We start from the raw sequence: 24,984 nt of genomic DNA, 5'->3' as shown, positions 1-24,984 counted from the left end.
GCATGCGGACACACTTTTCTTTACTTAACCCTGGGTAACGGCTTAGAGGGGCGCAAAGAGTTGCGCTGTCAACGCTTGAATTCAGTTCCTTTTGCGTGTGTCTCCACGGTTTTTACCCGTAAGAGGGTAAACATGAGAGTCGAACCTTAAAGTAAAGGGTGAAGCTATTCAGGTAGCTATACCGTTTGTTTCGCAGAACGTGTGTGAGATTCTTCTTGCAGCGGCACGCCGGAGGAGGGGAACCTTCGGATACGTTGCTGGTCACCACGTAATTCTGAGAAGCGGAACGGTAAACGCATAGCTCTAGCGCCGCGTGATGCTATCTGCAGGTGCCTAATCGGCGCCGGTGCAACACTCAATGTCTCAAATAATTTCAACCAGCGACTTTGTAAAGGGAAGCCCTCTTATGCGCGTAACCGCTAGATTCCTCCGTGGTGGCCTCGGCAACAGCCGGAAGTCATCGCGGGCGTTGACCGCACTTTTGGCACTACCGTTGACTCTCGCTCTCGGTGCCCCTGCTGCAGTGGCGGCTCCCGAGCCAGCTCAGCCAGGTCTGCCCAGCTACGAGGAACTTCAGGCCGTTCAGGGGCAGTTAGCTCAATCTGGAGACCTGGGAGACCTTGCTAAGGCCGCTGAAGCAGCGCAAGCTGCTGGTGCGCAGCTACCTGGCCTGGGCATGCCGAAGCCGATGCCGGGGCCGGAGCGTACGCCATTTAAAGTCGATACTCCCGCAGTGGCGAACCTGCCCAGCGGAGTCAGCGTAGACAAAGTCGAGTGGTACACAGATCACCACGTCATTGCGCACATTCGCTCGGCTGCCATGCCGGAGAAGCCAATTCAGGTTGAGATTTTGCTGCCGCGCGATTGGTACCGCGACAAGGAGCGCACATTCCCGAGCGTCTACCACCTTGACGGTATGGCATCGTTTGATGACTACTCCGGTTGGATTCGCGCTACCAATATCGAACGCTTCTACGAGGACAAGAATGTCCTGGTGGTTATGCCCGCCGGCGGTACATCGTCCTTCTACTCTGACTGGGATCAGCCGGATAACGGTCAGAACTACAAGTGGGAGAGCTTCATTACTAAGGAGCTCGTGCCGGTTATCACCAACGGCTTCCGCGGCAACGATGAACGCGGCATCATCGGTATCTCCATGGGAGCTACCGGTGCTTATAACGTCGCAGCACACTCGCCGGAGCTGTGGAAGTTTGCCGGTAGCCTCTCAGGTTACCTGGACATGACTTCGCCGGGCATGCCGCAGGCAATCGCTCTGGCGATGAAGAACACCGGTGGCTATGACGCGACGAAGATGTGGGGCCCGCTCGGTTCGCAGCGTTGGAAGGACAATGATCCGAAGCTGAACATCGACAAGCTCAAGGGCATGTCGCTGTACATCTCGGCGGGTAACGGCAACACCGGTGAGTGGGACGTGCCGTCGCAGATCGATCCGACGAAGCCGGACAATCCGACCGGTTACGCATTGGAAGTGCTTTCCCGCATGACCAGTGAGACCTTCATCCGGAATGCTCGTGAAAAGGGCGTCGAGCCGGTTGTGAACTTCCGGAGCTCGGGTACTCACACCTGGCCGTACTGGCAATTCGAGGTCAGTCAGGCCTGGCCAACGCTGGCCGATGCACTCCAGTTGCCGGAGTCCGATCGTGGCGCGGTCTGCCGTGTAGGCGGCGAGATTGAAAAGGCCGTCGCATCGCTGCCAGGAATCGGCACCTGCCTGTCGGATGAGTATGGCGTCGCCAAGAATGGCGTGGCTCAGGACTTCACCGGCGGTACCGCCTACTGGCACCCGGATTCCGGGGCACATGTGGTCTGGGGGCGCATCGGTTCGCGTTACAACGAGCTCGGCGGTCCGTCCTCGCCGCTCGGCTACCCAGTGACCAACGAATTGGCTACGCCGGATGGCTCGGGACGATTCGTCCACTTTGAAAAGGGCTCGATTTACTGGACTCCGGAAGGCGGAGCCCACGAAGTCACCGGTGACATTATGAACGTCTGGGGCAAGGCCGGCTTCGAGACTGGTCCGCTGGGCTACCCAGTCGCCAACCACCGCGATATTCCGGGCGGTGTCGCCCAAGACTTCCAGGGTGGCACCATCGTCAAGATTGGCGGCGAAGAACCTCGCATCGTGCGTGGTGAAATCGGCCGTGTCTACAAGGAGCTCGGTGGCGCCGAGTCCGATTTGGGTCTGCCTGTCGACGGCGACGAGGTCAAGCTCGCTCGCGGCGCTTTCCAGCGCTTTGAGCACGGTGCCATTTACTGGACTCCGGAAACTGGCGCACAACCGGTGCGCTCCAACGACATCACTGACCACTGGGGCAGCACTGGCTACGAAAATGGCCCGTTCGGTTACCCGGTCGGCCCACTGCAGCCAGTCAAGGCCGGCGGTCTTGAACAGCAGTTCGAGGGTGGCTGGATTCGCCAGCTCAACGGCAAGATTGTTGAAGAGCGCAATAAGCCAGAAGCACCGGCCCCAACCGCCGACAACGGTGATGACAAGTAAGCCAACCAAAGCAGGGCACTGAATAAGGGATAGACAAATGTCCATGAACAAGTCCTTCCGGACACTGGCTACAACCACAGCTGTTGCGCTGCTGACCTTCGGGGTGGCCGCCTGTGGCAGTTCCACAGTGGAGTCTTCGGAGGTCACCTCGTCGACGACTACGAAGACCTCCACGACGTCGTCAAGCACGAAAACTTCTGCGCCGAAGTCGAGCGAAAAGTCTGCGCCGGAGATCACAGATCCCCAAGCTAAGCGCGTGGACGAAGCGCCCGATGGACAGATGAAGCTCAGTGAGGCGGACGATTCATACCTCGAAGCGCTGGAAAAAGCGGGAATTGATGTTGCTGGGGTGGAGGATCAGCTCATCGGCACAGGTCGCGCGGCATGCGCAGACGCACCGGAGGAGGAGCGTCAGGTCATCGCGCTGGCGATTGCCGGACAGCTGGTCGCACAGGGGCGCTCACAGGAAAGTGCCGAAGAAGTGGCGAAGACTATTGCAAGCTCCGCTAAAAAGGCGTATTGCTAGCACTCATGCGTAAAGTGCTGACAATTCTGGCGGTCATTGTGCTGGTGGCCGCTATTGGCTTCGGCGTAGTGCAATGGCTTAACGACGACCAAGGCGGTCAAACCCCACCGACCCCCGGCGACGATGGTGGGATTCTGGCCGAACAGCCCGAGTGGTGCCCGGCGGTAGAAGTTATCGCGGTGCCCGGAACTGCGGAATCGCGTGCTGACGATGACCCAATGGCCCCGGCCGCGAACCCACATTCGCTGCTGCTTGGCCTGACAAACTCGATTTCGCAGTCCTACTCGGAGGGTGATGTCAAGGTCTGGACTACGCCGTACCCGGCACAGATTAAGACGCATCAGCTGCCCGACCAACTCACCTACGATGATTCGCAGGCAGTCGGGCGCGATGTCACCGCTAAGGAAATGGCTGACTTACACGGGCAGTGCCCGCTGACGGACTTCGTCCTGATGGGCTTCTCCCAGGGTGCGGCTATTGCAGGTGATTTGGCCTCTGACATCGGCAATGGCCGCGGTGTCGTTCCGGCCGAGCGCATCGCGGGCGTGGCTCTGTTGGGCGACCCGCGGCGTGACCCTAATCAGGGCGTGAACCAGGGCGTTCCGCTGGCTGGTGTGGGTGTCGAGCTGTCATTGCAGCCCCTCGGCGGCATTGTGCAGGCTGTGGTTCCGGGCGCAACGATGCGCGGTCCACGAGACGGCTTTGGGCCTCTTAATGACAAGGTCCAGAATGTCTGCGTGCCATCGGATTCCTTCTGTGATGTTCCTCCGGCAGTGGCTGATGCGATTGCGCGAGCGCAGGAGATGATTGCCGGCGCAGGAGCGCATGCGACCTACGCCACGAATGACGTAGCAATCCCGGGTACGACTCCGCTGGCCTGGACTGAGGGCTGGACTCGCGAACTGATTGAACAATCGCTGGCGCGACGGTAGAGGCAGCTCAAAAATGTGCGAGACGAGCCCGACCTCGACGGGTACTTGCTGTTAGAATCTTGCTCAAGAACTGGTGTTTAACGTTTCAAAACAACAGGTTCGCTAAAGTTTCGAAAGAAATTGACAAAAATTGCAGGAAGCAGTCTGACAGAACCGGTTATTATCGCCCAAGGAACTGCTGTTCATGACCGGATAATCTAGTCGAAAAGGTAGGGTGCAATGACGAATCCGACAAACCCATATGGAGATTTCGACGAAGACGGTATGCCGAGATCCCGGGGAAAGTTCGCTGACAGCTCGGGTGCTTACAGCTCCGGTATGCCGTACTCGGATCCGTACCCACCGCAGCAGCCGAACATGGGGCAGGGATACCAGGACCCGAGCCAGCACAATTTCCACAACGGGTACTCGAACCCGTATCAGAGTGGTTACCCAAACCAGCAGGCGCCGGCGTATTCCGCTGGCTTCGGTGGCCCAAACCCGCACCAGGGCTACGGAGGCGCAGGTGCTCCTGTCTCGGATAAGTCCAAGATTGCAGCGGCTCTGCTTGCCTTCTTCCTGGGTACCCTCGGTGTTCACAACTTCTACCTGGGGCACAACTCGCGTGGTGCTATTCAACTAGCACTGACGGTATTCGGCTGGATTACGGCTATCCTTCTGGTCGGATTCTTCCTAATCATCGGCGTCAGCATTTGGGCATTTATCGAGTTCATTTTGATTCTCGTCGGTAGTGGCTCCTACGCCTATGACGCTAATGGGCGCCGCCTGCAATCGTAGGAGCCTCGTCCGAAGCCGCTAGTTCCTGAACCCGTGCACCGGGGCGGGGATGTAGCCGCCACGGGCAATGAACTCGGCATTGCCCTTGGCATTGACATCAATGACCGGCGCATATCCGAGCAGACCACCGAAGTTCACCTCATCGCCCGGCTTGGTACCCGGCACCGGAATGAGGCGGGCGGCGGTGGTTTTGTGGTTCATCACACCGATGGCGGCTTCGTCGGCAATCATGCCGGAAATCGTGGTCGCAGGCGTGTCACCAGGAATTGCAATCATGTCGAAGCCCACCGAACAAATAGAGGTCATCGCCTCCAGCTTGTCCATGCTGATCGACCCCGCACGGACAGCATCAATCATGCCCTTGTCCTCAGAGACCGGGATGAACGACCCGGACAGTCCACCGACGCGTGAACAAGCCATCAGGCCGCCTTTCTTGACGGCGTCGTTAAGCAGCGCGAGCGCGGCAGTGGTGCCGTGCGTACCGACCTGCTCCAACCCCATGTGCTCGAGGATGTGAGCGACGGAGTCACCCATCTCAGCGGTCGGCGCGAGCGAGAGATCCACGATGCCAAAAGGCACGCCCAGGCGCTCCGACGCCATCGTGCCGACCAGCTGACCCGTACGTGTGATCTTGAACGCCGCCTTCTTGATCTCCTCGGCGACTTCGTTGAAGCTGGCGCCCTGCAGATCGCCGAGCGCGCGATCGACCACCCCCGGACCCGAAACGCCGACGGACACGACACAATCGGGCTCCCCGACGCCGTGGAACGCGCCGGCCATGAACGGATTGTCGCCCACCGCATTGGCGAAAACCACCAGCTTTGCGCAGGCAATCGAGCTGCGGTCAGCGGTTTGCGCCGCGGCTTCCTTTACTACCTCGCCCATGCGACGCACTGCATCCATGTTGATGCCCGCGCGTGACGACGCAACGTTGACCGAGCTGCACACCAATTCGGTCTCGCTCAGAGCGTGGGGAATGGAGTCGATGAGCCGCTTCTCGCTGGTCGTCGCACCCTTTTCGACGAGCGCCGAGTAGCCGCCGAGGAAGTTCACGCCAGAATCGCGGGCGGCGCGGTCGAGCGCCTTGGCAACCACGGTGGGGTCGCCTTCGCAACCGGCCGTGATGAGGGAAACCGGTGTGACGGAGATGCGCTTATTGACAATCGGAATGCCCAGCTCCGCCTCGATACCCTCGCAGACCTCCACGAGGCGAGCGGCCTGCCTGGTTACGCGGTCATACACCGCCTGTGCGGTGGCTTCCATTTCAGAGCGAGAGCACTCGAGCAGGGAAATTCCCATAGTGACCGTCCGGATATCCAGACGGTACTTCTCGATCATGTCAATGGTGTCGAGGAACTTAGATTGCGCGAAGTTGAAATCCATCCTGGTCGCGCCCTTTAAATCTCGTTGACGGCGTTGAACAGCGCCTCAGACTGGATTCGAATGACAAGCCCCTCCCGCTTGCCGACGGAATCCATGTAACCCTGCAGCGTGCTGATGGGGGTGGCCTTCTCGTTGAACTCCACCCGCAGGATCATGGTGAACCATTTATCCATGAGGGTCTGGGAAACATCGACGATGTTGACGTCCTGCTCCGCCAGAGCAGTGGTGACGGCGGCGATGATGCCGGTGTGATCTTCGCCGGTGACGGTAATGATGGCAAACATGGCCTCAATTTTAGCCGGTGGGGAGGCGGGGAAAATCTGTGGATGACGGTTGTGCTGGTGGCAAGTTTGTGGCGAAGCATGTTCAGGGACTGCTTAAGACACTTCACGACACCCGTGGAACCTTGTGCCAGCTGTGGAGGTGGCATGAGGTGACATAGGTGTCGTGAAGTGGGGGGGAGGGGAGAGCGTGGACGTGGCAGTGCCAGAGCGCGAGCCAGCCCTACAGCCCTAACGGACGTCGACGAACTCCTTGACAATCCACTTGCGCAGTGCGAGCAGAATCAGGCCCAGGACAACCGAGGCGATACCCAGGGTGATAAAGAAGGTGTTCTCAGCAGCGGCATCTTCGTAGTTGTAGAAGCCGGCCAGGGTGCCTGCCAGCGAAGTACCCATAGCGATTGCCATCAGCCAGACGGCCATCATGCGCGAAGGGAATGCCGCGGGAGCGACCTTGGTAGCAAGGGCGTTGCCGACCGGGCTCAGCATGAGCTCACCCATGGTGAACAGGAAGAGAATCCAGATAATCGCATACAGCGGAGTGGAGTTCTCACCGCCACCGGAGAATGGAATGAAGAAGAACAGCGAGATACCGATGATGATGTTGGCGACGCCGAACTTGACTGGGGTGGACCACTGACGGTCACCAAGCTTGGACCAGGCAGCTGCAAAGACCATCGAGAAGGCGATGATGAAGATTGGGTTGATCGAGTTAACCCAGGCTGGAGACATTTCCCAACCGAAGATCTCGCGGTCGAGGCGGATATCTGAGTAGATGGCCAGCACCGTGAACTGCTGCTGGAAGATACCGAAGAACAGCACGCCTGAGACGAACATCGGAATAAAGCCAACCAGACGAGTCTTCTCCGATTTCGTCGTAAGTGGCGAGGAGTACATCTGCCACCACAGCACCACAGCGGCGATCAGTGCAATCACTGTGACCACAGTGGAAAGAGTAGTGACCGGAACAATTCCGGTGGAAACCAGCGTAACCGAGACAACAGTGATGATCACTGCAATGCCAATCCATACCGGGTACTGCTTCTTCGGCAGCGGGTTCGGAACCTCATGGCCAGCTTCGGCGATGGTGGACTTGCGCATCAGGATGTACTGAACCAGGCCGGCAGCCATACCGATAGCGGCAAGGCCGAAGCCCCAGTGGAAGCCCTTCATGCCCCAAATCCAGCCGGTGAGCAGTGGGCCGAACAGGGCGCCGATATTGACGCCCATGTAAAAGATGGAGAAGCCGGCATCACGACGCGGGTCGTCCTTGGCGTAGAGCTGACCCAGCACGACCTGTGCGTTGGTCTTCACGCCGCCGGAGCCAATCGCGATGGAGACAAGGCCAATAGCCAGGCCAATCACGCCGGGGATGAATGCCAAGGAGATGTGGCCAATCATGACCAGGATGGCGGAGTAGAACAGTGTCCGCTCCGAGCCAAGGATACGGTCGGCAACCAGAGAAGCAACGAGTGCGGCCATGTAGACAAGACCGCCGTAAGCACCGACGATGGAGGTAGCGGCACCCTTGTCCAGGCCGAGACCGCCCTGAGTGGTCTCGTAGTACATGTAGAAAGCCAGGATGGCCTGCATGCCGTAGAAGCTGAAGCGCTCCCACATTTCGATGCCGAAGAGGTTGGCGAGACCCCACGGTTGGCCCATGAACGTGCGTTCTTCGCTGGACCCTGCGGGCTTATGATTTCGTTGGGTCTCAGCAGTTGGTTGATTGCCGAGAGCCTCGTCAGAAGATTTGTCCATTCTTCAATTATCGAGGCGTGGCGCAAAAATTAAAAACCAGATTTAGTCAGTGAACTAAACCGAAGGGTTAGGAACGGGGCCGAAGGCTTAGTCCAGAGACTTACGAGCAACCGCATTCGACGCTGCTCGCCAGCCCAGCAGCAGCAAGGCGCTCATGACTGAGGCGACCAGAATGAAGGACCAGTGCGGGACTGCCGAATTGCGGGTGGCCCACACAGCGAGGCCGACGACGACAGTACCGAGCCACACAATTGCGCCTGAACTCACTGCACGCGGGTTCGGCTCATTCTTAATCAGCGCGGTGCCCAGGAGGACACCGAATGCGAACGGCCACCAGGTATCGAGGATATTGATGAAAGTAAACGGATCCTCGGGAGTGTTGTGAGCCAGGCGCGCTAACACGGCGAAAATAAAGATGGCGAGGATGTCAATCAAGAACGTCGATACGCGTGTGTTCATGCTTCTTAGTCTAGCGACCCCTCAGATTGGTGGGTGACTAGCGACCAGCGGCGAGGAAGCCATTAGCGGTCAGCGACAGGCTGATGCTCGGACTGATCCTTATGGTCGAAGCCGAGGGCGTAGATAATCCAGCCCACAATTGCCACCAGGACGAAGGAAACGATGCGGTAGACCAGCACCGCTGCAAAAGCCTCGGCGCCGGTGGTGCCGCCTGCGATGAGAGCCGCAGTCAAAGCGGCCTCGACAGTGCCGATGCCGCCCGGTGTGGCCTGGATGAAACCCGCGAGCTTGCCGGTTACGAAGGCCAGCAGCACCTTCGTAGCGGAGATGTCATCGACACCAACGGCCCGGATGGCGGCGTAGAGACAGACAATTTCCGCGACCCAGTTGATAAAGGACCAGGTGAAGGAAAGAGCTAAAGTTTGCACGGGCAACTTCACGCTGGTCAGCTGTTTGATGGACTCTTCAAGTCGGTCGACATCGGTGTCCGCGGGCTTCTTTCGAATCTTGTTAAAGACACGTAGACACCATGCACCCGCCTTGTTGAGGAAAGCTGGGTTCTGCGAAATCCGCCACAGCAAAATGGTGGCTAGTAACACCACAATTGCCATAGCGATGAGCACTGCGGTCGTGCCGCCCTGTCCTACGAAGAAGAGGCTGCCAAGCCCCAGAAATGCCAGACCTAAAAACGACAACGCACCCGAAAAAAGCACGAACCAGCTGACAAGGACCGCGGATGCGCCCCACTGCATCATGCGCTTAATCTGCAGCGCCGTGGAAAATGCAGCACCACCGGGAACGGTGACCGCCCACGCGTTGGATGCGAGGGTTAACGCATTGGTGCTACGGCGAGTGGCTGCTTTGACGTCTCCAGCTCGCAACAGCAGACGCATCACTTCCGCCATCGCGTAGAGCGAAAAAGCCACGGAAAAAATGGAGATGAACAGCCACTTAGCGTCAACATCCGCAAGGATTTGCAGCCCTTGGACGACACTGTCCCAGTTTCTTACCGTCAGGACGATACCGGCAATCACGAGGGCTACGAGGATTATCGATCGTAGCCAGCTCGAATTGCCGGTTTTGAGGACATTTTTAAGTCGTGACATAAAAAAGAAGCCTGTTCGTCTTCCTGTTCGTCGCGGCGGTGGTCTCCCTAGTCGTCGTTCTTACCGTCGCGCTCCTTGAGCAACGACGTGAGCGGACGGAACGGCTGCAGCCACGCACCGCCATCTGGCAGGCGGTCGAGGTCGATACGCGGTAGCGGCTCGCGGAAGACGCCCTTGATTTCCTCCAGGTCAACGAAGCGAATCGCATCGGAAGCCAGCGCCCAGGAAGCGTGCTCGTGAAAACCGATGACGGTTACCGGAATCCCCTCGGATGCGAGCTTTTCCAGCAGTTCCTGGAAATTCTGGCCATCGGCGGACGCAACGACGACACTGCGCAACACGCCCTCGTCGTAACGCCGTTGGATGTGCGCAATCATGTCGGGGTCAACGTCGGTGTCCTCTTCGATCTTCGGCTTTGCGAAGACCGCGAAACCGACATTGCGCAGGGCCTCGACCCAGGGGCGGACAATCTCCGCAGAGCCCGGGTTGACGTTGGTGAATACCGTGGCCTCGGGGAGGACATCGGAACCGATTTTGTTGGATACGCGCTCGGCTTCGTCGATAAGCCATTTGCCCACGGCGTCGAAGCGCGGGCGGTGTGCGGCGGTCGGGCGGGATCCAAGGATAGCGCCGAGCCCCATGTCCAAGTTCGGGGCGTCCCATACGAGCAGTGCGGTGGGGTGCGTTTCGGTGGTGTTGTAGCTGGCAGAGGTGTTCTGGGTAGTGCTCATGTTCCTATGCCTCTTTCTTGCGCCAGATGAACTCGTGGATGTCGTGGTCGAGGTTCAGGCCGCGGGCTTCGAACTTGGTCGTCGGTCGGTCGAGAAGCATGGGGGATTCCGGCCACGGCCAGGCGATGGGCTCGAGCGTCGGCTCGACCTCGCGGAGTTCCTCAATCCACTCCGCGTAGTCCGCGTGGTCGGTGGCGGCGTGGAAAATGCCGCCGGGCTTCAGACGCGAAGAGATCAGGCGCAACGTGCCGGACTGCACAATGCGGCGCTTGTGATGGCGTGCCTTCGGCCACGGGTCCGGGAAGAACAGGCGCACGCCGGCCAGCGACTCCGGCTCGATCATGCGCTGCAAAACCTCGACGCCGTCGCCGCGGACCATGCGGATGTTCGACGCCTCATTGCGCACGGTGGCAGAGAGCAGTTTCGCCAGGCCAGGGCGGTAAAGCTCAACTGCGATGATGTTGTGGTCCGGTTCTTGCGGAGCCATAGCCACGGTGGACGTGCCGGTGCCGCAGCCAATCTCGACGATGGTCGGGCCCTTGCGGCCGAACCATTCCTCCACGTCAATGACTTCGTCGGAGAGGACCTTGCCGTAAGTGTCCCAGTTGTCTTCCCAGATTTTTTCCTGGTTGGGGGTCAAAGTGCCGCGGCGGAAGGACAGATTGCCGATGCGCGGGTAGTCAAGACCGTCGTCGAATTGGGTCTTTTCCGGACGACCTGCAGGCAATTCGCCCTTCTTCGGCTGGCGCTCATGCGGCTGTACTGTCTGCTCGTCTCCGCGAGTTGGCAATGGTTCAGATTCCTGCGAAACCGCAGGCTGTTCGATATTTTCAGAAAAATCAGAAGTAGTCACGTTCCCTATTGTCCACGACATCGGCCAACTATCCAATCATTGCCCCTAGGATTTTTGTTGTTGTCCTGGCGGTTTCACTTCGGTTGACGATGCCGCGTCGTCCCGAACTGGCGGCATGGCGGGACAAGTTGTTTTGTCGACTTGCCGAATCCGCGGTCCGCTGTAGGCTGAACGCGAAGCCGCGCTTATTCGTTGGTTGAAGCGGTGCTTGGGGTCTGCCTAGTGCAGTGTTTCAGGGCGCGGATTCTGGCCCACGGGCCGTATGGGGGTTACGCAGGTTTTTAACTAAACCACGCAGGGGATTTATGGGAGGGGACTAGGCCGGATGGACCTTATTTCCGCAATTGACGTCACGGAAACAACACAGCCGTCAACAGGATCTACATCGTCGTCGTTGCGCGCCGCTGTGGTGGACTGGCTGTCAGAACGGCAGGTCGCGCACTCGGACACCACACACACGAGCGGTGCGGAGGTATGCGTCGCCAAGGCGCTTGAGCGTGAGAAACGGCCATCGATAATCTGCGCGCGATTGCGCAGGGGCGTGCGCGAAACCGCTGTGCGCGAGGCGTTTTCGCAATGTCACGCGGAGCTGACCGACAAGCTGTCCGTCCCTGTCGCGCTGGTCATCGAGCAACAACCGATTCGCCATTCGCTTGCCGACGAGTATTGCGACATCGCCACAAACGAGACAGCTGAACACGCCTTTTTGTTCAGCTCCGCGTTGCGGAAGATTGCTGAACGCCACGGTGCGAAAGGCGGATCACGCAATGATGACGGGCTACTCGCAGTGCAGTTGACTGAGATTGCGGCGGCCTTTCCCGCTGCTAGAGACAGCCTGGAGGAGCTGTTATGGCAGCACCGGAGGTAGTTGAGCCACGCCCGGTCTCGGCCGAGGGGCCGGAGCAGCCACCGCTTCTTGTCACCAAAGCCGGGGACGCAGCGGACCGCGCGGACTTCTCGCAGATTGTCGATACTGCGACTCCGCCACGACGCCTGGAGTTTGTGGATAAACGCAGCGCCGTCGTGCTCTATGTTGCAGACAGCGAGGTGCAGCCCACGCGGGAGTGCGTCAGCACGGTTGCAGCCATTAGCCAAGCCACCGGCCGTGTTGCAGTTGGCCTGATTGGCAATGGTGAGTATGCCGAGGCCTGGCGTCAGGAAATCGACAGCACAATCCCAATGGGAGCGCTGGACGCGAGGATGGCCAGAACCCTGGTTCTGCTGGCAGAAGGTCCGCCCAGAAACCCGGGGGAAACACTGAGTGCGCGCCGGGCTCGAAATGTGCGAGCTCAGCTGACACAGGAGCGATCGCGCGGAGCCGGGGCGGCGGCGCGATTGCAGCGGAAGATGCAGTTGGCAGCTGAGAGCGCGGTGCGGGATGCACTCCAGGAAGTGGCTGACGGCCCCGCAGGTGATCAAGCGGAACTTCAGGGTCGTGCCGAGGTCGCAGCGACGCGGCTGCAACAGCGGTGTGGCGACGAATTGGGTCTTCGTGTGGAAATCTCAGTGCCCGCTCCAGCAAGCCCAGCTCGCCCCAGTTATGCCATGGACGCTCTGGTGGCGGTGGCATCGCTTGGCGTGGCGGTCGGCGCAGTGCGGATCGTCCACGGATTGCTGATGTGGATTGGGGTGCCGACGCCTGCGGCGCAGCTGGTCGCACTTGCAATAGGCCTCGGTGTTGCGGTGGCGGCGGTGGGCGCAACGATTCGTCGTAACGCACGCCAACGCACCGCGCAGTGGCGGGCAAATTATCTTGCCCATCTGCGGCAAAAATGGACACAGTCCGTGGAGATGACGGTGCGTGAAGCCATTGGTGCGCGGGGTCCGGGATGGCGAATAGAGCAGCTGGCGGAGTACACCGGAACGCCTGCACGATAGCTGTGACAGCGAAAAGAAATAGGGGGATATCACGATGGATGAGTTTTCTTTACTGCAGTACTTTTCCGATCAACCCGCGTCCGATGGCGGGGTGGAGGCGCGTTCGCCCGCTACGCCGTGTGGTTTGGAGGCGGCGACACCGATTGATGGGCAGTCGGTGGACGTTGGTGGCGCCGGGCTGGTTGTGGAGGTCGATGGGCAGCTCTACGACCTCGGCGACGACGAGGGGTCAATTACGCTTGCCGACGATTCCGGGTTGTCAATCTATTCAGATCTGGACGGTGACGGCACGGTGGATCACGTTACGACGGTCCGTTTTGACGGCACTTGGGAGTCTTGGAGCAGTGATGATGTGAGGGCTGCTGACGCGATGGGCGAAGCAGCAGTGGAACCGGCATCAGCCGCGGGGAAGTGGGATGCGTACTCATGGGAGCAATCCGCTCGGGGCAGCTGGGACTAACGACTTTGGAACCACGGTGCGCGGGGGTACCCGTGTCTCGGTTGCTTACAAATGGGGGTAACTGCACCCAAAGGGCTAATGGTTGTAAATTTATGTGGTGAGGCTGGCCTTATTCACTGGTTATGGCCGTAAATGAACAGGTCGCAAGAATGGGGCGAGGAAAATTATTTGTTGTAAAGCTGTGATGTCACGGCTTGCAAATGCGGGAACGAGCAGATTGTCGATGTGGGGCCCGGCAACTTTCGGTATCCCCAGGTAGCCTTAAATTAAGACGCGAATCAATGAGTCAGGAGAACTGATGTCCGCACCTTCTATTCCTGGTCTCGAGGGCCAGGCCCCGACCGAGAACGCCGAACTGCTGCGCTGGATTGCTGAGGTCGTAGAACTGACCCAGCCAGACAAGGTTGTCTTTGCTGATGGCTCGGAAGAAGAGTGGAACCGCCTTACCCAGGACCTGGTTGATAAGGGAACTCTTATCAAGCTGAATGAGGAAAAGCGCCCGAACTCTTTCCTTGCCCGCTCTAACCCGAAGGACGTTGCTCGTGTGGAGTCCCGCACGTTCATCGCTTCTGAAAAGGAAGAGGACGCTGGCCCGACCAACAACTGGGCGGATCCGGTCGAGCTGAAGAAGGAAATGACCGAGCACTACCGCGGTTCCATGAAGGGCCGCACCATGTTCGCCGTTCCGTTCTGCATGGGTCCGATCACCGACCCGGAGCCAAAGCTGGGTGTTCAGCTGACCGACTCGGAGTACGTGGTTCTCTCCATGCGAATCATGACCCGCATGGGTCAGGATGCCCTGGACAAGATTGGCCCGGACGGAGACTTCGTCCACGCTCTGCACTCCGTTGGCGCTCCGCTGGAGGAGGGCCAGGAGGACGTTGCATGGCCGTGCAACGATGAGAAGTACATCACCCAGTTCCCGGAGACCAAGGAGATTTGGTCCTACGGTTCCGGCTACGGCGGAAACGCCATCCTGGCCAAGAAGTGCTACGCACTGCGTATCGCTTCGGTCATGGCTAAGGAAGAGGGCTGGATGGCTGAGCACATGCTCATCCTGAAGCTCACTAATCCGGAGGGCAAGGCCTACCACATCGCCGCTGCATTCCCGTCTGCATGTGGTAAGACCAACCTGGCTATGCTGACTCCGACCATCGAGGGCTGGAAGGCCGAGGTCGTCGGCGACGACATTGCATGGCTGAAGTTCGGTGAGGACGGTCGCCTGTACGCTGTTAACCCGGAGAACGGCTTCTTCGGTGTTGCGCCGGGCACCAACTACTCCTCCAACCCGAACGCCATGAAGACCATGGAGGCCGGTAACACCCTGTTCACCAACGTCGCACTGACCGACGATGGTGACGTCTGGTGGGAAGGCATGGAAGGCAAGCCGGATCACCTCATTGACTGGAAGGGCAATGACTGGACTCCGGATTCCGACGAGCTGTCCTCGCACCCGAACTCCCGTTACTGCACCCCGATTTCGCAGTGCCCGGTCGCCGCACCGGAGTACGACGACCCGCAGGGTGTTCCGATCGACGCCATCCTGTTCGGTGGCCGCCGCCCGGACACTGTGCCGCTGGTGACCCAGGCACTGTCCTGGAACCACGCAACCTTCATCGGTGCAACCCTGGCTTCCGGCCAGACCGCTGCTTCCGCTGAGGCCAAGGTCGGTTCCCTGCGCCATGACCCGATGGCAATGCTGCCGTTCATTGGCTACAACGTCGGTGACTACCTGCAGCACTGGATCGACATGGGCGCCAAGGGCGGCGACAAGATGCCAGAGGTCTTCCTGGTTAACTGGTTCCGCCGTGGCGAAGACGGCCGCTTCCTGTGGCCGGGCTTCGGTGACAACTCTCGTGTTCTCAAGTGGATCATCGACCGCATTGAGGGCCGTGTTGGCGCCAAGGAGACCGTTGTTGGTCACACCGCTAAGGCAGAGGACCTGGACCTGACTGGCCTGGACATCGACTTTGAAGATGTCAAGGAAGCCCTGAAGGCACCGGCTGCTAAGTGGCAGGGTGACCTGCCGGACAACGAGGAGTGGCTGAAGTTCCTCGGCGACCGCGTTCCGCAGGAAGTCTGGGACGAGTTCGAGGCTCTGAAGGCTCGTATCGAGAAGAGCCTGCAGGACTAAGATCTTGCTAGCTAGCCTTGCTAAAAGCTAGAACATAGAACCACCCCCTTGTTGCCCGAAGTGGCTGGCAAGGGGGTGGTTTGTGCAGTACAACGATGAAGGGTGACACGCAATGCAATTAACGCTTTTCTCTGATTTGAGCCTGCGTGTCATCACTTTGATGGCGATGGGGGAGCCGGGACGGAAGTACACCGCTGCCGAGGTGGCTGAGTCCCTCAATGCGTCTCGCGCGCATGTTTCCAAGGTTGTCTCGCGACTTGTGGAGCTCGGCTTCTTGGAGGCGGTCAAGGGGCGCAATGGTGGCATCTATCTGCGCGAGTCGGCTACGGAAAAATCCGTCGGCAAGCTGCTGCGCACTCTGGAAAACAACGAGGTCGTCGATTGCGTCGGCACTGACTGCCCATTGCTGCCGACGTGCCTGTTGCGTGGCAAGTTAGCGGCTGCGCAGGAGGCGTTCTTCGCCGCACTGGATCCGGTGTTGATTGCTGATCTCATTCCGCCCGAATCGGCTAATGGTGTGAATGCCAATCGCCCCGAGGGAGGCGGTCCGCAGGGGAGTACCCAGCTCAATATTCGTCCGGTTTAGGTGCAGAGCTGAAGGTCTGACCGCGGGTTGAAAAAGCTAAAAATGGTGCTGTCGAAGTTTTCTGGTGAAGTTTTCGACATTGCCATTTGTGCAGTTCAAGACGGGTAAAACTCAACCACAAAGAGTAGTTATGGACTCCATTGGGCAATAATACGCAAACAGAATGCGCAATATGGTGTTATTGTGAAGTCATGCCAAACCTGAATGTTAACAAGAACGGCCTGACTCCAGAGCAGGCTGAAATCGTCACTCAAACCCTGCCCGTCGTCGGTGCCAACATCGAGAAGATCACGCCGAACTTCTACAATCGGATGTTCGCTGCTCACCCAGAGCTCATTGCCGATACCTTCAACCGCGGCAACCAGAAGCAAGGTGCTCAGCAGAAGGCGCTGGCGGCATCCGTCGCTACCTTCGCAGCTACCCTGGTCGACCCAGATGCTCCCGCCCCGGAAGAACTGCTTTCCCGCATCGGCCACAAGCACATCTCCGTTGGCATCAAGCCGGAGCAGTACCCAATCGTACACAAGCACCTCTTCGATGCCATCGAGGAAATCCTCACCCCAGAGGTCTTTCAGGGAGCTGTCCGCGATGCGTGGGATGCCGTCTACCTGGAGATGGAGCGTGTTCTCATCAACTTCGAGAAGGGGCTCTATGACGACCTCGGTGTCGAAGCAGGCGATGTCTTCCGCGCCGCTCACGTCGTCTCCCGTGAAGAGCGCGGTGATGACGTCGCAGTGTTCTCCGTCAAGCTTGACGACGAAACCCCCGTTTCCTACCTCCCAGGACAGTACATCTCTGTGCGCCAGACCATGCCGGACGGCGCCGGCCAGCTACGGCAATACTCTCTGGTCGGCGGCGAGGAAGGTGTTCTGACCTTCGCGGTTCGTCGTGTCGATGCCTCCGAGGACCTGCCGGCTGGCGAAGTTTCCACACAGCTGTGGGAAAAGGTGCAGCCGGGCGATGCCATCGAAATTTCTCTGCCTGCAGGTGACCTGGTGTTGGATACAAAGTCCGATGACCCGGTAGTGCTCATTTCCGCAGGTATTGGCGCCACCCCCATGATCGGCATGCTGGATGCCCTGGTGGCCGCCGACTCTAAGCGTGATGTTGTCGTCCTCCACGCGGACCGCGCCGAGAACACCGACGCACTGCGTGCAGAACGCAATAACGCAGTCTCTGCGCTAGCCAATGCCCGCCAGCAGGTGTGGTACGAGCCGGATTTGATGAATCTGGCTGATACGGAGCTGCCGGAGGGTGCTCAGTTCTACCTCTGTGGTGGCAATGGTTTCCTGCAGGCCATTCGCCAGCAGCTCGCCGATCGCGGTATTGACCGCAATAACGTTCACTTCGAGCTGTTCAGCCCGAACGATTGGCTGCTCGACGCCTAACGCCACAACTGCGCCGTCGGCATAAAAGCCATCGTCACAAATAAAGCCGAATGACCAGCCACGATGTATGCCCGGGGCTGGTCATTGTGCTGTTTGTAGCTTCGGTGGCTTCGTATTACTCGGCTGAGCCGGAAAGCTCCGCAACAACCTCGCCCGCAGTTTGGTTCTCGCACTGAGAAAAAGCAATACCCGCCCATAAGTTGAGATATTCTGGATCGCCGGCCTGATTCGCGGTACCACGGATTGGCGTGGTCAAGTAGTGCAATTGCGGATAAAGTTCCGGCGCGACCCTAGAAAACTCCCGGGTAAACGTGTTCTCAATTGCCCGCGCGGGCTTGCCGGAAAAGGCGTGGGTCAAAACGGTGCCGCGCTCCGTGAGCTCACGCAATGCCCGTCGGTGCGTCTCCTTCGTACCCGCCTCTGCGGTGGTGAGGAACCGTGTGCCAACTTGTACAGCTGTCGCACCAGCACCCAAAAGCTTGACGACGTCCTCTCGGTTACCCACCCCACCAGCGGCGATGATGGGTGCATCGGTAACTGCACTCGCCGCGGTGACTGCTTGGGCGAGCTCTTCTACAGAGGCCCCAATGTTGTCGGACGAGTCCTTGCCCTTCACGAATGCGCGGTGTCCACCCGCAGCTAATCCCTGCAGAACAATGCGATCAGCGCCGGCTGCAGCCGCCGCCCGCACCCCCTCGATCGAGGTCGCATTCAGCACCACTTTGCGGCCAGATTCCTTTACCCGAGCAATGACCTCTTTATCTGGATAGCCAAAGGTGAAGGAGACGAACTCCAGCGCATCGGGGTTGGGCAGAAAATCATCAGCGAGAATTGCTTCGACTTTCGCCGAGAAGTAGTCATCTGACCAGGTCGGAGCATCGGGCAAGTCGATGTCGAAGTGGTCTGCTGCCGGTGCTAAGTGGCCGCGAAACGTGGTCCACTGCGCAAGCTCCTCCTCGGAGGTTCCGCCACCGGCGTCAGCCGTGTTGGGGCAGAAGAGGTTGATGCCGAAACCTTTGCCGTCGTCAAGCAGTGCGCACGTCTGCCGTGCCTGTTCAGTGAGCTTTTCAACAGTGAGATAGCCGACGGCAAGCGTGCCAACCCCACCAGCATTGGAAACTGCGGCGACGAGTTCGGGCGTGGATGGACCTCCAGCCATCGGTGCCAAGATGATTGATGAGCGTCGTAGGTTTTCGGGTGATTGCGAGGTTGTGCTGCTCATAGGACGAGAGTAACACTAAGGCCGGATTCCCCCGTGTGGGAGAACCCGGCCAATGCCGACGAACGGCGTTGCGCAATAGACTCCGCGCTACCCGTTACCGCCTCAAGAACTACTTATTGTTCTCCGGCGGATCCAGCGGCATACCCTGGCCGGCGCGGTAGAACGGAATGTCCTGCGGTGCCAGCGGAGTCTTGCCGGCGATGAGGTCAGCGGCCTTTTCGGCAATCATCATGGTCGGTGCGTAGATATTGCCGTTGGTGATGCCCGGCATGACCGAAGCGTCAACCACGTAGAGGCCCTCGGTGCCGTGAACCTGCATGGTTTCCGGATCGACCACGGCCATCTCGTCGGAGGCCGGTCCCATCTTGCAGGTGCAGGATGGGTGCAGTGCGGTCTCGGCATCCTTGCGGACCCACTCGAGGATTTCCTCGTCGGTCTGCACGTCCGCACCCGGGGAAATCTCGCCGTCGGTGTACTCCTTCATTGCTGGAGTGTCCAGCAGCTTACGGGAGACCTTGACAGCCTCGACCCATTCACGACGGTCCTGATCAGTGGACAGGTAGTTGAACAGGATCGACGGCTTGACCTTGATGTCCGAGGAGGTGATGTGAACATGGCCACGGGCGTCCGAGTACATCGGACCAACGTGGAACTGGAAACCGTGCGGGCTATCGATCTTTGTGCCGTCGTAACGCATGGCCAGCGGCAGGAAGTGGAACATCAGGTTCGGGTAGGGCTCGTTGTCGTTGGAGCGGGCGAAACCGCCACCCTCAAAGTGCGACGTCGCCACCGGGCCCTTGTGGGTGAGCATCCACCACAGGCCAATGAACGGCCAACGCCACTTCTCCAGGTACGGCTGTGAAGACACCGGCTGGGTAGCGTTGTACTGAATGTAGACCTCCAGGTGGTCCTGCAGGTTCTCGCCGACGCCAGGCAGGTGCTTGACGACGTTCACTCCGGCGGCACTCAAGATTTTCTCATCGCCAATGCCGGAGACCTCGAGCAGCTGGGGAGAGTTGAAAGCGCCACCGCAGAGGATAACCTTGTCTGCTCGCACCTGGCGCGTGTGACCCTTCCAGGTGTACTCCACGCCGACGGCCTTGGTGCCCTCGAAGAGGATGCGGGTGGCTTCCGCGCGGGTGCGGAGCTCCAGATTCGGGCGCTGCAGGGCTGGGTGCAGGTATGCGCGAGCTGCGGAGAGACGACGGCCCTTGTCGATGTTCGCGTCGAAGGGGCCGAAGCCCTCCTGGCGGTAGCCATTGACGTCCGGGGTGTAGTTGTAGCCTGCCTGCTGCACAGACTTAAAGAAAGCCTTGAACAGCGGAGAATCGGCCGGACCGCGCTTCATGCGCAGCGGACCGTCGTGGCCACGGCGCGGGTCATCCTTGTCGGAGCCCAGCGCATTTTCCATGCGCTTGAAGTAAGGCAGAACGTGGTTCCAGCCCCAGTTCTCCAGCCCCTTGGTGTCGCCCCACTTGTCGTAGTCCATGGGGTTACCGCGCTGGTAGATCTGGCCGTTGATGGAGGAGGAACCGCCGACGACCTTGCCGCGGGCGTGGTAGATACGGCGACCGTTCATCTCCGGTTCCGGCTCGGATTCGTACTTCCAGTCGTAGTACTTGTTGCCGATTGGGAAGGAGAATGCCGAAGGCATGTGAATGTAAAGGTCCCAGAGGGAGTCCATGCGGCCGGCCTCGAGTACGAGCACCTGCTGAGTGTGGTCTGCGGACAGCCGGTTAGCCAGCACAGAGCCGGCAGAGCCCGCGCCAACGATGACGACGTCGCGGTGTTCGACTGTGGTGTTGCCATTCTTTTTACCGAAGTTGAAGACAGCCGGGAAAGCTCCCATGTTCTGGTGTACCTCCGTAGGTTGTGTACCGATGTGTATCGGAATGGTTTTCAAGGACTGCGATAAGCCTCAAGTGATATTTAAAGGCGTACCCTATATATCGATATTGAAATAAGTGGCCGGAGGCGTATCTCAAATCCCCTTCACAGATATAGAATGGCATACAATTGACATTCAATTCCAGTTGGAATGATTTTCAACGCCGTGAAAACTAGGTAAAGATGCAGGTAATGGTGTTGATATTGGGGTTAAGGAATTCTTCTGAATCGATTCTAAGACTTGAGGGATTATTCAAACTAGGTATGCTGGATTAGTTCCCGAATCTGAAGGATTTTCCTATGTCTGATACTCCGTCAACTGAGAAGGTAACGGAGGAAAAATCTGGATCGTCGCAAGAAATGCAGCGATCGCAGTCGGTCCCTCCACAACAAGCGCAAGCGAGTGCGACCTCTGAGCCTGAGGTCAACTGGCCTGTATTTATTATTTCAGGCGTTGGTATTCTCGCCATTGCCCTGTGGGCTATTTTTGCCCCGGACAATGCAGCGGACACCCTAGCTGGCATTGTCGCCTGGGTATCGAAGAACTTCGGTTGGTTCTATATCGTGACCGCGACGGTGGCAGTGCTCTTCATGCTCTACATCGCCATCTCGCGAACGGGGCAGATTAAGCTCGGTCCCGATCACGCCAAACCTCAGTTCGGCCTGTTTTCTTGGGCCTCTATGCTCTTTGCCGCAGGTATCGGCATTGACTTGCTCTTCTTCTCGGTAGCAGAGCCGGTGGCACAGTACTATGGCCCGCCGACCGGAGATGCGGAGACCATCGAAGCCGCGCGTCAGGCAGTCGTCTTTACGCTCTTCCACTACGGCGTGACCGGTTGGGCGCTCTACGCGCTGATGGGCATGGCATTCGGCTACTTCGCTTACCGCTTGAACATGCCACTGACCATTCGCTCGGCGCTCTACCCAATCATTGGCAAGCGCATCCACGGCCCCGCTGGTGAAGCGGTCGAAATCGCAGCGATGCTCGGTACCGTTTTCGGTGTCGCAACTTCGCTGGGTATCGGCGTCGTCCAGCTGAATTACGGCCTGCGCGTGCTGTTCGGGGTGGAGGAGAGTACGTCCTGGCAGATTGCGCTAATCGTGGTGGCGGTATCAGTGGCTATCGCATCTGCCGTCTCGGGCGTTGACAAGGGAATTCGTCGTCTCTCGGAACTCAACGTTGGCCTGGCCATTTGCCTGATGCTCTACATCCTGGTCACTGGTCGCACGGCGTTCCTGTTTGACGCCCTGGTGATGAACGTCGGCGAGTACGTCTCCAAGTTCCCGTCCATGACTATGGATACCTACGCCTTCTCGGGTGCACAGGAATGGTTGAACTCCTGGACTCTGTTCTTCTGGGCTTGGTGGGTGGCCTGGGCTCCATTCGTCGGTTTGTTCCTGGCCCGTATTTCCCGTGGCCGTAGCCTGCGCCAGTTTGTCGTCGGCACGCTGACCATTCCATTCCTCTTCGTCCTGATGTGGGTGTCGGTGTTCGGTAACTCGGCGCTGGACCTGGTTATCAATGGCGATTCGGAGTTTGGCCAGACGGCACTGGATTACCCGGAGCGTGCCTTCTACCTGCTGCTGGAGCAGTACCCGGCGCCGATGATGGTGGCTGCAGTCGCATCTCTGATTGGCCTGTTGCTCTACATCACCTCGGCGGACTCGGCGGCACTGGTGATGAGTAACTTCACTTCGAAGATCACCGACACACAGCAGGACGGCAAGAAGTGGACCCGGATTTTCTGGGCTGTCGTGGTCGGTGTGCTGACCATCTCGATGCTCTATGTCGGCGGTATTCCGACACTGCAGTCGGCAACGATTGTGATGGGTCTGCCGTTTGCCTTTGTCATCTATCTGGTGATGTATGGCCTGTTTAAGTCGCTGCGACTGGAGCTGTTGCAACAGGATTCGACACGTCGAGCCCTCCACGGGGCGATGTCGGGCCGCGCCGTGGATGGCCAACAGGGTGACTGGCGCAATCGACTTGCCCGCTCCATGTCCTTCCCGGGCAAGAAGCCAGTCATGCGCTACCTCGACCGAGTGGTGCAGCCCGCACTTGAACAGGTGGCAGATGCTATCAGGGAACGTGGCGGTGAAGTGACGCTGCACCGTGAACCAGCAGAAGAAGTCGGTATTGACCAGATTGACCTGCAGGTCGGATTCGGCGAGGAGATGAGCTTCCGCTACCAGGTCTATCCGGTTGAACACTTGACGCCGTCTTTTGCTGGCCTGGTACACCTGGACAGTGATGCTGATATTTACTACTACCGCCTCGAGGTCTTCACGCTGACCGGTTCGCTCGGCTACGACGTCTATGGCTACACCCAAGAGCAGCTGATTTCCGACGTCCTCGACCTCTACGAACGGCACTTGGAGTTTTTGCACATGCAGTCTGATCTCCCGGGCACCTCAGATCTGTCCGATAATGCCGAACCTGTCCGCGAATGGTCTGATGACTACGCCAAGGAGGATTCCTAAATGACCTTTAAGCCTTCAACTACTGATAAGGCCCTCGCACCCGAGACCGCCAAATCCCACGAAGGCGCGGCCACGCTGTTTATCGACGGCACCTGGTCCGCTGCAGCCGCTGGCAACACTCGCACTATCGAGTGCCCGGCCGATGGCTCTTTCATCGCCGAAGTTGCGGAAGCAGATGCGACCGACACCGAGCGCGCCATCGCCGCCGCCGACGCCGCTTTCCGACGTACCGGGGAAGGTTCCTGGGCATCCTGGAGCACAGCTGAGCGCAGCAAGTTGGTACTCGACATCGGTGCTGCCATCAGGCAGCGCAAGGACGAATTTGCCTGGGCAGAGGCCATGGATACCGGCAAGCGCCTGCCGGAGGCGGCAGCCGATATGGATGACATCATCGCCTGCTTTGAGTACTTCGGGAAGCTTGCAGGCAATGATGCCGGTCGTCTCGTGGACGCGGATGACCCGTCCGTCGTCGCGCGCATTGTGCGTGAACCCGTCGGTGTCTGTGGTCTGATTACGCCGTGGAACTACCCACTGCTGCAGACTGCATGGAAGGTCGCACCGTGCCTGGCCACGGGCAATACCTTTGTGCTCAAGCCGGCGGAGCTGACTCCGCACACAGCAATTCTGCTCATGCACGTCATCGATGAGCTGGGTGTTCCGGCAGGCGTTGCCAACCTCATCACCGGCGCTGGCGCCGAAGCGGGCGCACCGCTGTCCTCTCATCCGAAGGTGGACATGGTCTCCTTCACCGGTGGTCTTGCCACTGGCAAGATTATTGCTGGTGAAGCAGCCAAGTCCGTGAAGAAGGTCGCACTTGAGCTCGGCGGCAAGAACCCGAACATCATCTTCGCCGACGCCGACTACGAAGCCGCTTTGGACAATGCCCTCAATGCTGCGTTCCTGCATTCCGGTCAGGTCTGCTCGGCGGGCGCTCGCTTGATTGTGGAGGAGTCCATCGCCGAGAAGTTCGTCGACGATCTGGTTGAGCGCGCCGGGCACATCCAGCTCGGCGGTCCACTCGATGAGAAGGCCGAGACCGGTGCGCTGATTTCGAAGCAGCACCTGGATAAGGTCGCGGCATACGTCGATCGGGCGCGTGAGCAGGGCGCTCGCGTGCGCGTTGGCGGCGAGATCGCCACGGGCACAACCGCCGATGGTTCCGCCTCGCTTGCCGACGGCTACTTCTACCTCCCAACCGTGATTGACCAGGTCAATCGCGAAATGGACTGCGTTCACGACGAAGCCTTTGGCCCGGTGGTGACGGTGGAGACCTTCACCACGGTTGACGAGGCCATCGAGATTGGCAACGACACCGAATATGGCCTGGCCGGTGCGGTGTGGACATCCAACCGCGAGGTTTCTGAGTGCGTTTCCCGCGAGCTGCGTCACGGTACCGTCTGGATCAACGACTTTGGCCCCTACCTGCCACAGGCCGAGTGGGGTGGCTTTGGTCAGTCCGGTATTGGTCGCGAGCTGGGCCCGACCGGCCTGGAAGAGTACACCGAAGCCAAGCTGGTCTACGAGAATACAGCGCCGGCTGTTACCGGTTGGTTCGAGGATCGTCGTTAAATAACTCGGCACAAGCCCGAGCAAAAATACGGGAAAACGACCCATCAGCCGTTAT

21 protein-coding genes are annotated in these 24,984 nt (G+C 59.0%); 12 read left to right on the top strand and 9 right to left on the bottom strand.

Annotation, left to right across the window (positions count from 1 at the left end; translation table 11 throughout):
- The first annotated feature begins 406 nt into the window (after nucleotides 1-406).
- The 4 genes from HMPREF2847_RS03010 to HMPREF2847_RS02995 all read left to right on the top strand — a co-directional run bounded on the left by HMPREF2847_RS03010 (nucleotide 407) and on the right by HMPREF2847_RS02995 (nucleotide 4,753).
- Nucleotides 407-2,518, top strand: a complete 2,112-nt coding sequence (locus HMPREF2847_RS03010) for an alpha/beta hydrolase-fold protein (protein WP_070851468.1) — start codon at nucleotides 407-409, stop codon at nucleotides 2,516-2,518.
- 37 nt (nucleotides 2,519-2,555) lie between these two features.
- On the top strand, nucleotides 2,556-3,044 hold the full coding sequence (locus HMPREF2847_RS03005; protein ID WP_049190969.1) for a DUF732 domain-containing protein: 489 nt from the start codon (nucleotides 2,556-2,558) through the stop codon (nucleotides 3,042-3,044).
- A gap of 5 nt (nucleotides 3,045-3,049) precedes the next feature.
- Nucleotides 3,050-3,976: a cutinase family protein gene (locus HMPREF2847_RS03000; RefSeq protein WP_070851467.1), complete on the top strand. Its 927-nt coding sequence runs from the start codon at nucleotides 3,050-3,052 to the stop codon at nucleotides 3,974-3,976.
- 219 nt (nucleotides 3,977-4,195) lie between these two features.
- Complete coding sequence (locus tag HMPREF2847_RS02995; RefSeq protein WP_070549946.1) at nucleotides 4,196-4,753, top strand: TM2 domain-containing protein; 558 nt, start codon at nucleotides 4,196-4,198, stop codon at nucleotides 4,751-4,753.
- An 18-nt stretch (nucleotides 4,754-4,771) separates the two neighbouring features.
- On the opposite strand, the gene HMPREF2847_RS02990 is transcribed toward HMPREF2847_RS02995, so the two are convergent.
- The 7 genes from HMPREF2847_RS02990 to trmB form a co-directional block, all read right to left on the bottom strand.
- Complete coding sequence (locus HMPREF2847_RS02990) at nucleotides 4,772-6,136, bottom strand: PFL family protein (RefSeq protein WP_069359737.1); 1,365 nt, start codon at nucleotides 6,134-6,136, stop codon at nucleotides 4,772-4,774.
- 14 nt (nucleotides 6,137-6,150) lie between these two features.
- Nucleotides 6,151-6,420: an ACT domain-containing protein gene (locus HMPREF2847_RS02985; protein WP_016421638.1), complete on the bottom strand. Its 270-nt coding sequence runs from the start codon at nucleotides 6,418-6,420 to the stop codon at nucleotides 6,151-6,153.
- Between the two features lie 228 nt (nucleotides 6,421-6,648).
- Nucleotides 6,649-8,175: a peptide MFS transporter gene (locus HMPREF2847_RS02980; protein ID WP_048734263.1), complete on the bottom strand. Its 1,527-nt coding sequence runs from the start codon at nucleotides 8,173-8,175 to the stop codon at nucleotides 6,649-6,651.
- Nucleotides 8,176-8,262: 87 nt separating this feature from the next.
- Complete coding sequence (locus HMPREF2847_RS02975; RefSeq protein WP_016421636.1) at nucleotides 8,263-8,634, bottom strand: DUF3054 domain-containing protein; 372 nt, start codon at nucleotides 8,632-8,634, stop codon at nucleotides 8,263-8,265.
- Between the two features lie 62 nt (nucleotides 8,635-8,696).
- Nucleotides 8,697-9,740, bottom strand: coding sequence for a lysylphosphatidylglycerol synthase transmembrane domain-containing protein (locus tag HMPREF2847_RS02970; protein ID WP_222866939.1), 1,044 nt, complete (start codon nucleotides 9,738-9,740; stop codon nucleotides 8,697-8,699).
- Nucleotides 9,741-9,787: 47 nt separating this feature from the next.
- Nucleotides 9,788-10,471, bottom strand: coding sequence for an NYN domain-containing protein (locus HMPREF2847_RS02965; RefSeq protein ID WP_070432088.1), 684 nt, complete (start codon nucleotides 10,469-10,471; stop codon nucleotides 9,788-9,790).
- 4 nt (nucleotides 10,472-10,475) lie between these two features.
- Entirely contained in the window at nucleotides 10,476-11,324 is an 849-nt protein-coding gene (trmB, locus tag HMPREF2847_RS02960) for a tRNA (guanosine(46)-N7)-methyltransferase TrmB (protein ID WP_246821916.1), read from the bottom strand.
- A 325-nt stretch (nucleotides 11,325-11,649) separates the two neighbouring features.
- On the opposite strand from trmB, the gene HMPREF2847_RS02955 reads away from it, so the two are divergent.
- The 6 genes from HMPREF2847_RS02955 to HMPREF2847_RS02930 all read left to right on the top strand — a co-directional run bounded on the left by HMPREF2847_RS02955 (nucleotide 11,650) and on the right by HMPREF2847_RS02930 (nucleotide 17,770).
- A complete protein-coding gene (locus HMPREF2847_RS02955; RefSeq protein WP_070851465.1) occupies nucleotides 11,650-12,192 on the top strand; it encodes a hypothetical protein in 543 nt (180 codons plus the stop codon).
- Nucleotides 12,174-13,202, top strand: coding sequence for a hypothetical protein (locus HMPREF2847_RS02950; RefSeq protein ID WP_070851464.1), 1,029 nt, complete (start codon nucleotides 12,174-12,176; stop codon nucleotides 13,200-13,202). The genes HMPREF2847_RS02955 and HMPREF2847_RS02950 overlap by 19 nt, the downstream gene beginning before the upstream one ends.
- A 34-nt stretch (nucleotides 13,203-13,236) precedes the next feature.
- Nucleotides 13,237-13,662 carry a DUF6802 family protein gene (locus HMPREF2847_RS02945; RefSeq protein ID WP_070549951.1) on the top strand — a complete coding sequence of 142 codons (426 nt, stop codon included), beginning with the start codon at nucleotides 13,237-13,239 and terminating at the stop codon, nucleotides 13,660-13,662.
- Nucleotides 13,663-13,960: 298 nt separating this feature from the next.
- On the top strand, nucleotides 13,961-15,796 hold the full coding sequence (locus HMPREF2847_RS02940; protein WP_048734283.1) for a phosphoenolpyruvate carboxykinase (GTP): 1,836 nt from the start codon (nucleotides 13,961-13,963) through the stop codon (nucleotides 15,794-15,796).
- 112 nt (nucleotides 15,797-15,908) lie between these two features.
- Nucleotides 15,909-16,382: an RrF2 family transcriptional regulator gene (locus tag HMPREF2847_RS02935; protein WP_048734285.1), complete on the top strand. Its 474-nt coding sequence runs from the start codon at nucleotides 15,909-15,911 to the stop codon at nucleotides 16,380-16,382.
- A gap of 191 nt (nucleotides 16,383-16,573) precedes the next feature.
- Complete coding sequence (locus HMPREF2847_RS02930) at nucleotides 16,574-17,770, top strand: globin domain-containing protein (protein ID WP_070851463.1); 1,197 nt, start codon at nucleotides 16,574-16,576, stop codon at nucleotides 17,768-17,770.
- A gap of 115 nt (nucleotides 17,771-17,885) precedes the next feature.
- Here HMPREF2847_RS02930 and HMPREF2847_RS02925 read toward each other — a convergent pair whose 3' ends face one another.
- A complete protein-coding gene (locus HMPREF2847_RS02925; protein ID WP_070851462.1) occupies nucleotides 17,886-18,992 on the bottom strand; it encodes an NAD(P)H-dependent flavin oxidoreductase in 1,107 nt (368 codons plus the stop codon).
- A 109-nt stretch (nucleotides 18,993-19,101) separates the two neighbouring features.
- Nucleotides 19,102-20,841, bottom strand: a complete 1,740-nt coding sequence (gene betA, locus HMPREF2847_RS02920; protein ID WP_070851461.1) for a choline dehydrogenase — start codon at nucleotides 20,839-20,841, stop codon at nucleotides 19,102-19,104.
- A gap of 338 nt (nucleotides 20,842-21,179) precedes the next feature.
- Between betA and betT the strand changes: the two genes are divergently transcribed.
- Nucleotides 21,180-23,360: a choline BCCT transporter BetT gene (gene betT / locus HMPREF2847_RS02915; protein WP_070851460.1), complete on the top strand. Its 2,181-nt coding sequence runs from the start codon at nucleotides 21,180-21,182 to the stop codon at nucleotides 23,358-23,360.
- The gene (locus tag HMPREF2847_RS02910) at nucleotides 23,361-24,929 is read left to right on the top strand and encodes an aldehyde dehydrogenase family protein (protein WP_070851459.1); all 1,569 of its coding nucleotides are present in this window, start codon (nucleotides 23,361-23,363) and stop codon (nucleotides 24,927-24,929) included.
- Nucleotides 24,930-24,984: the final 55 nt, after the last annotated feature.

It is taken from the genome of Corynebacterium sp. HMSC074C03, assembly GCF_001838285.1.
GTDB classification, from domain to species: Bacteria; Actinomycetota; Actinomycetes; order Mycobacteriales; family Mycobacteriaceae; genus Corynebacterium; species Corynebacterium amycolatum.
This window is presented reverse-complemented; position numbering and strand designations above follow the sequence as displayed.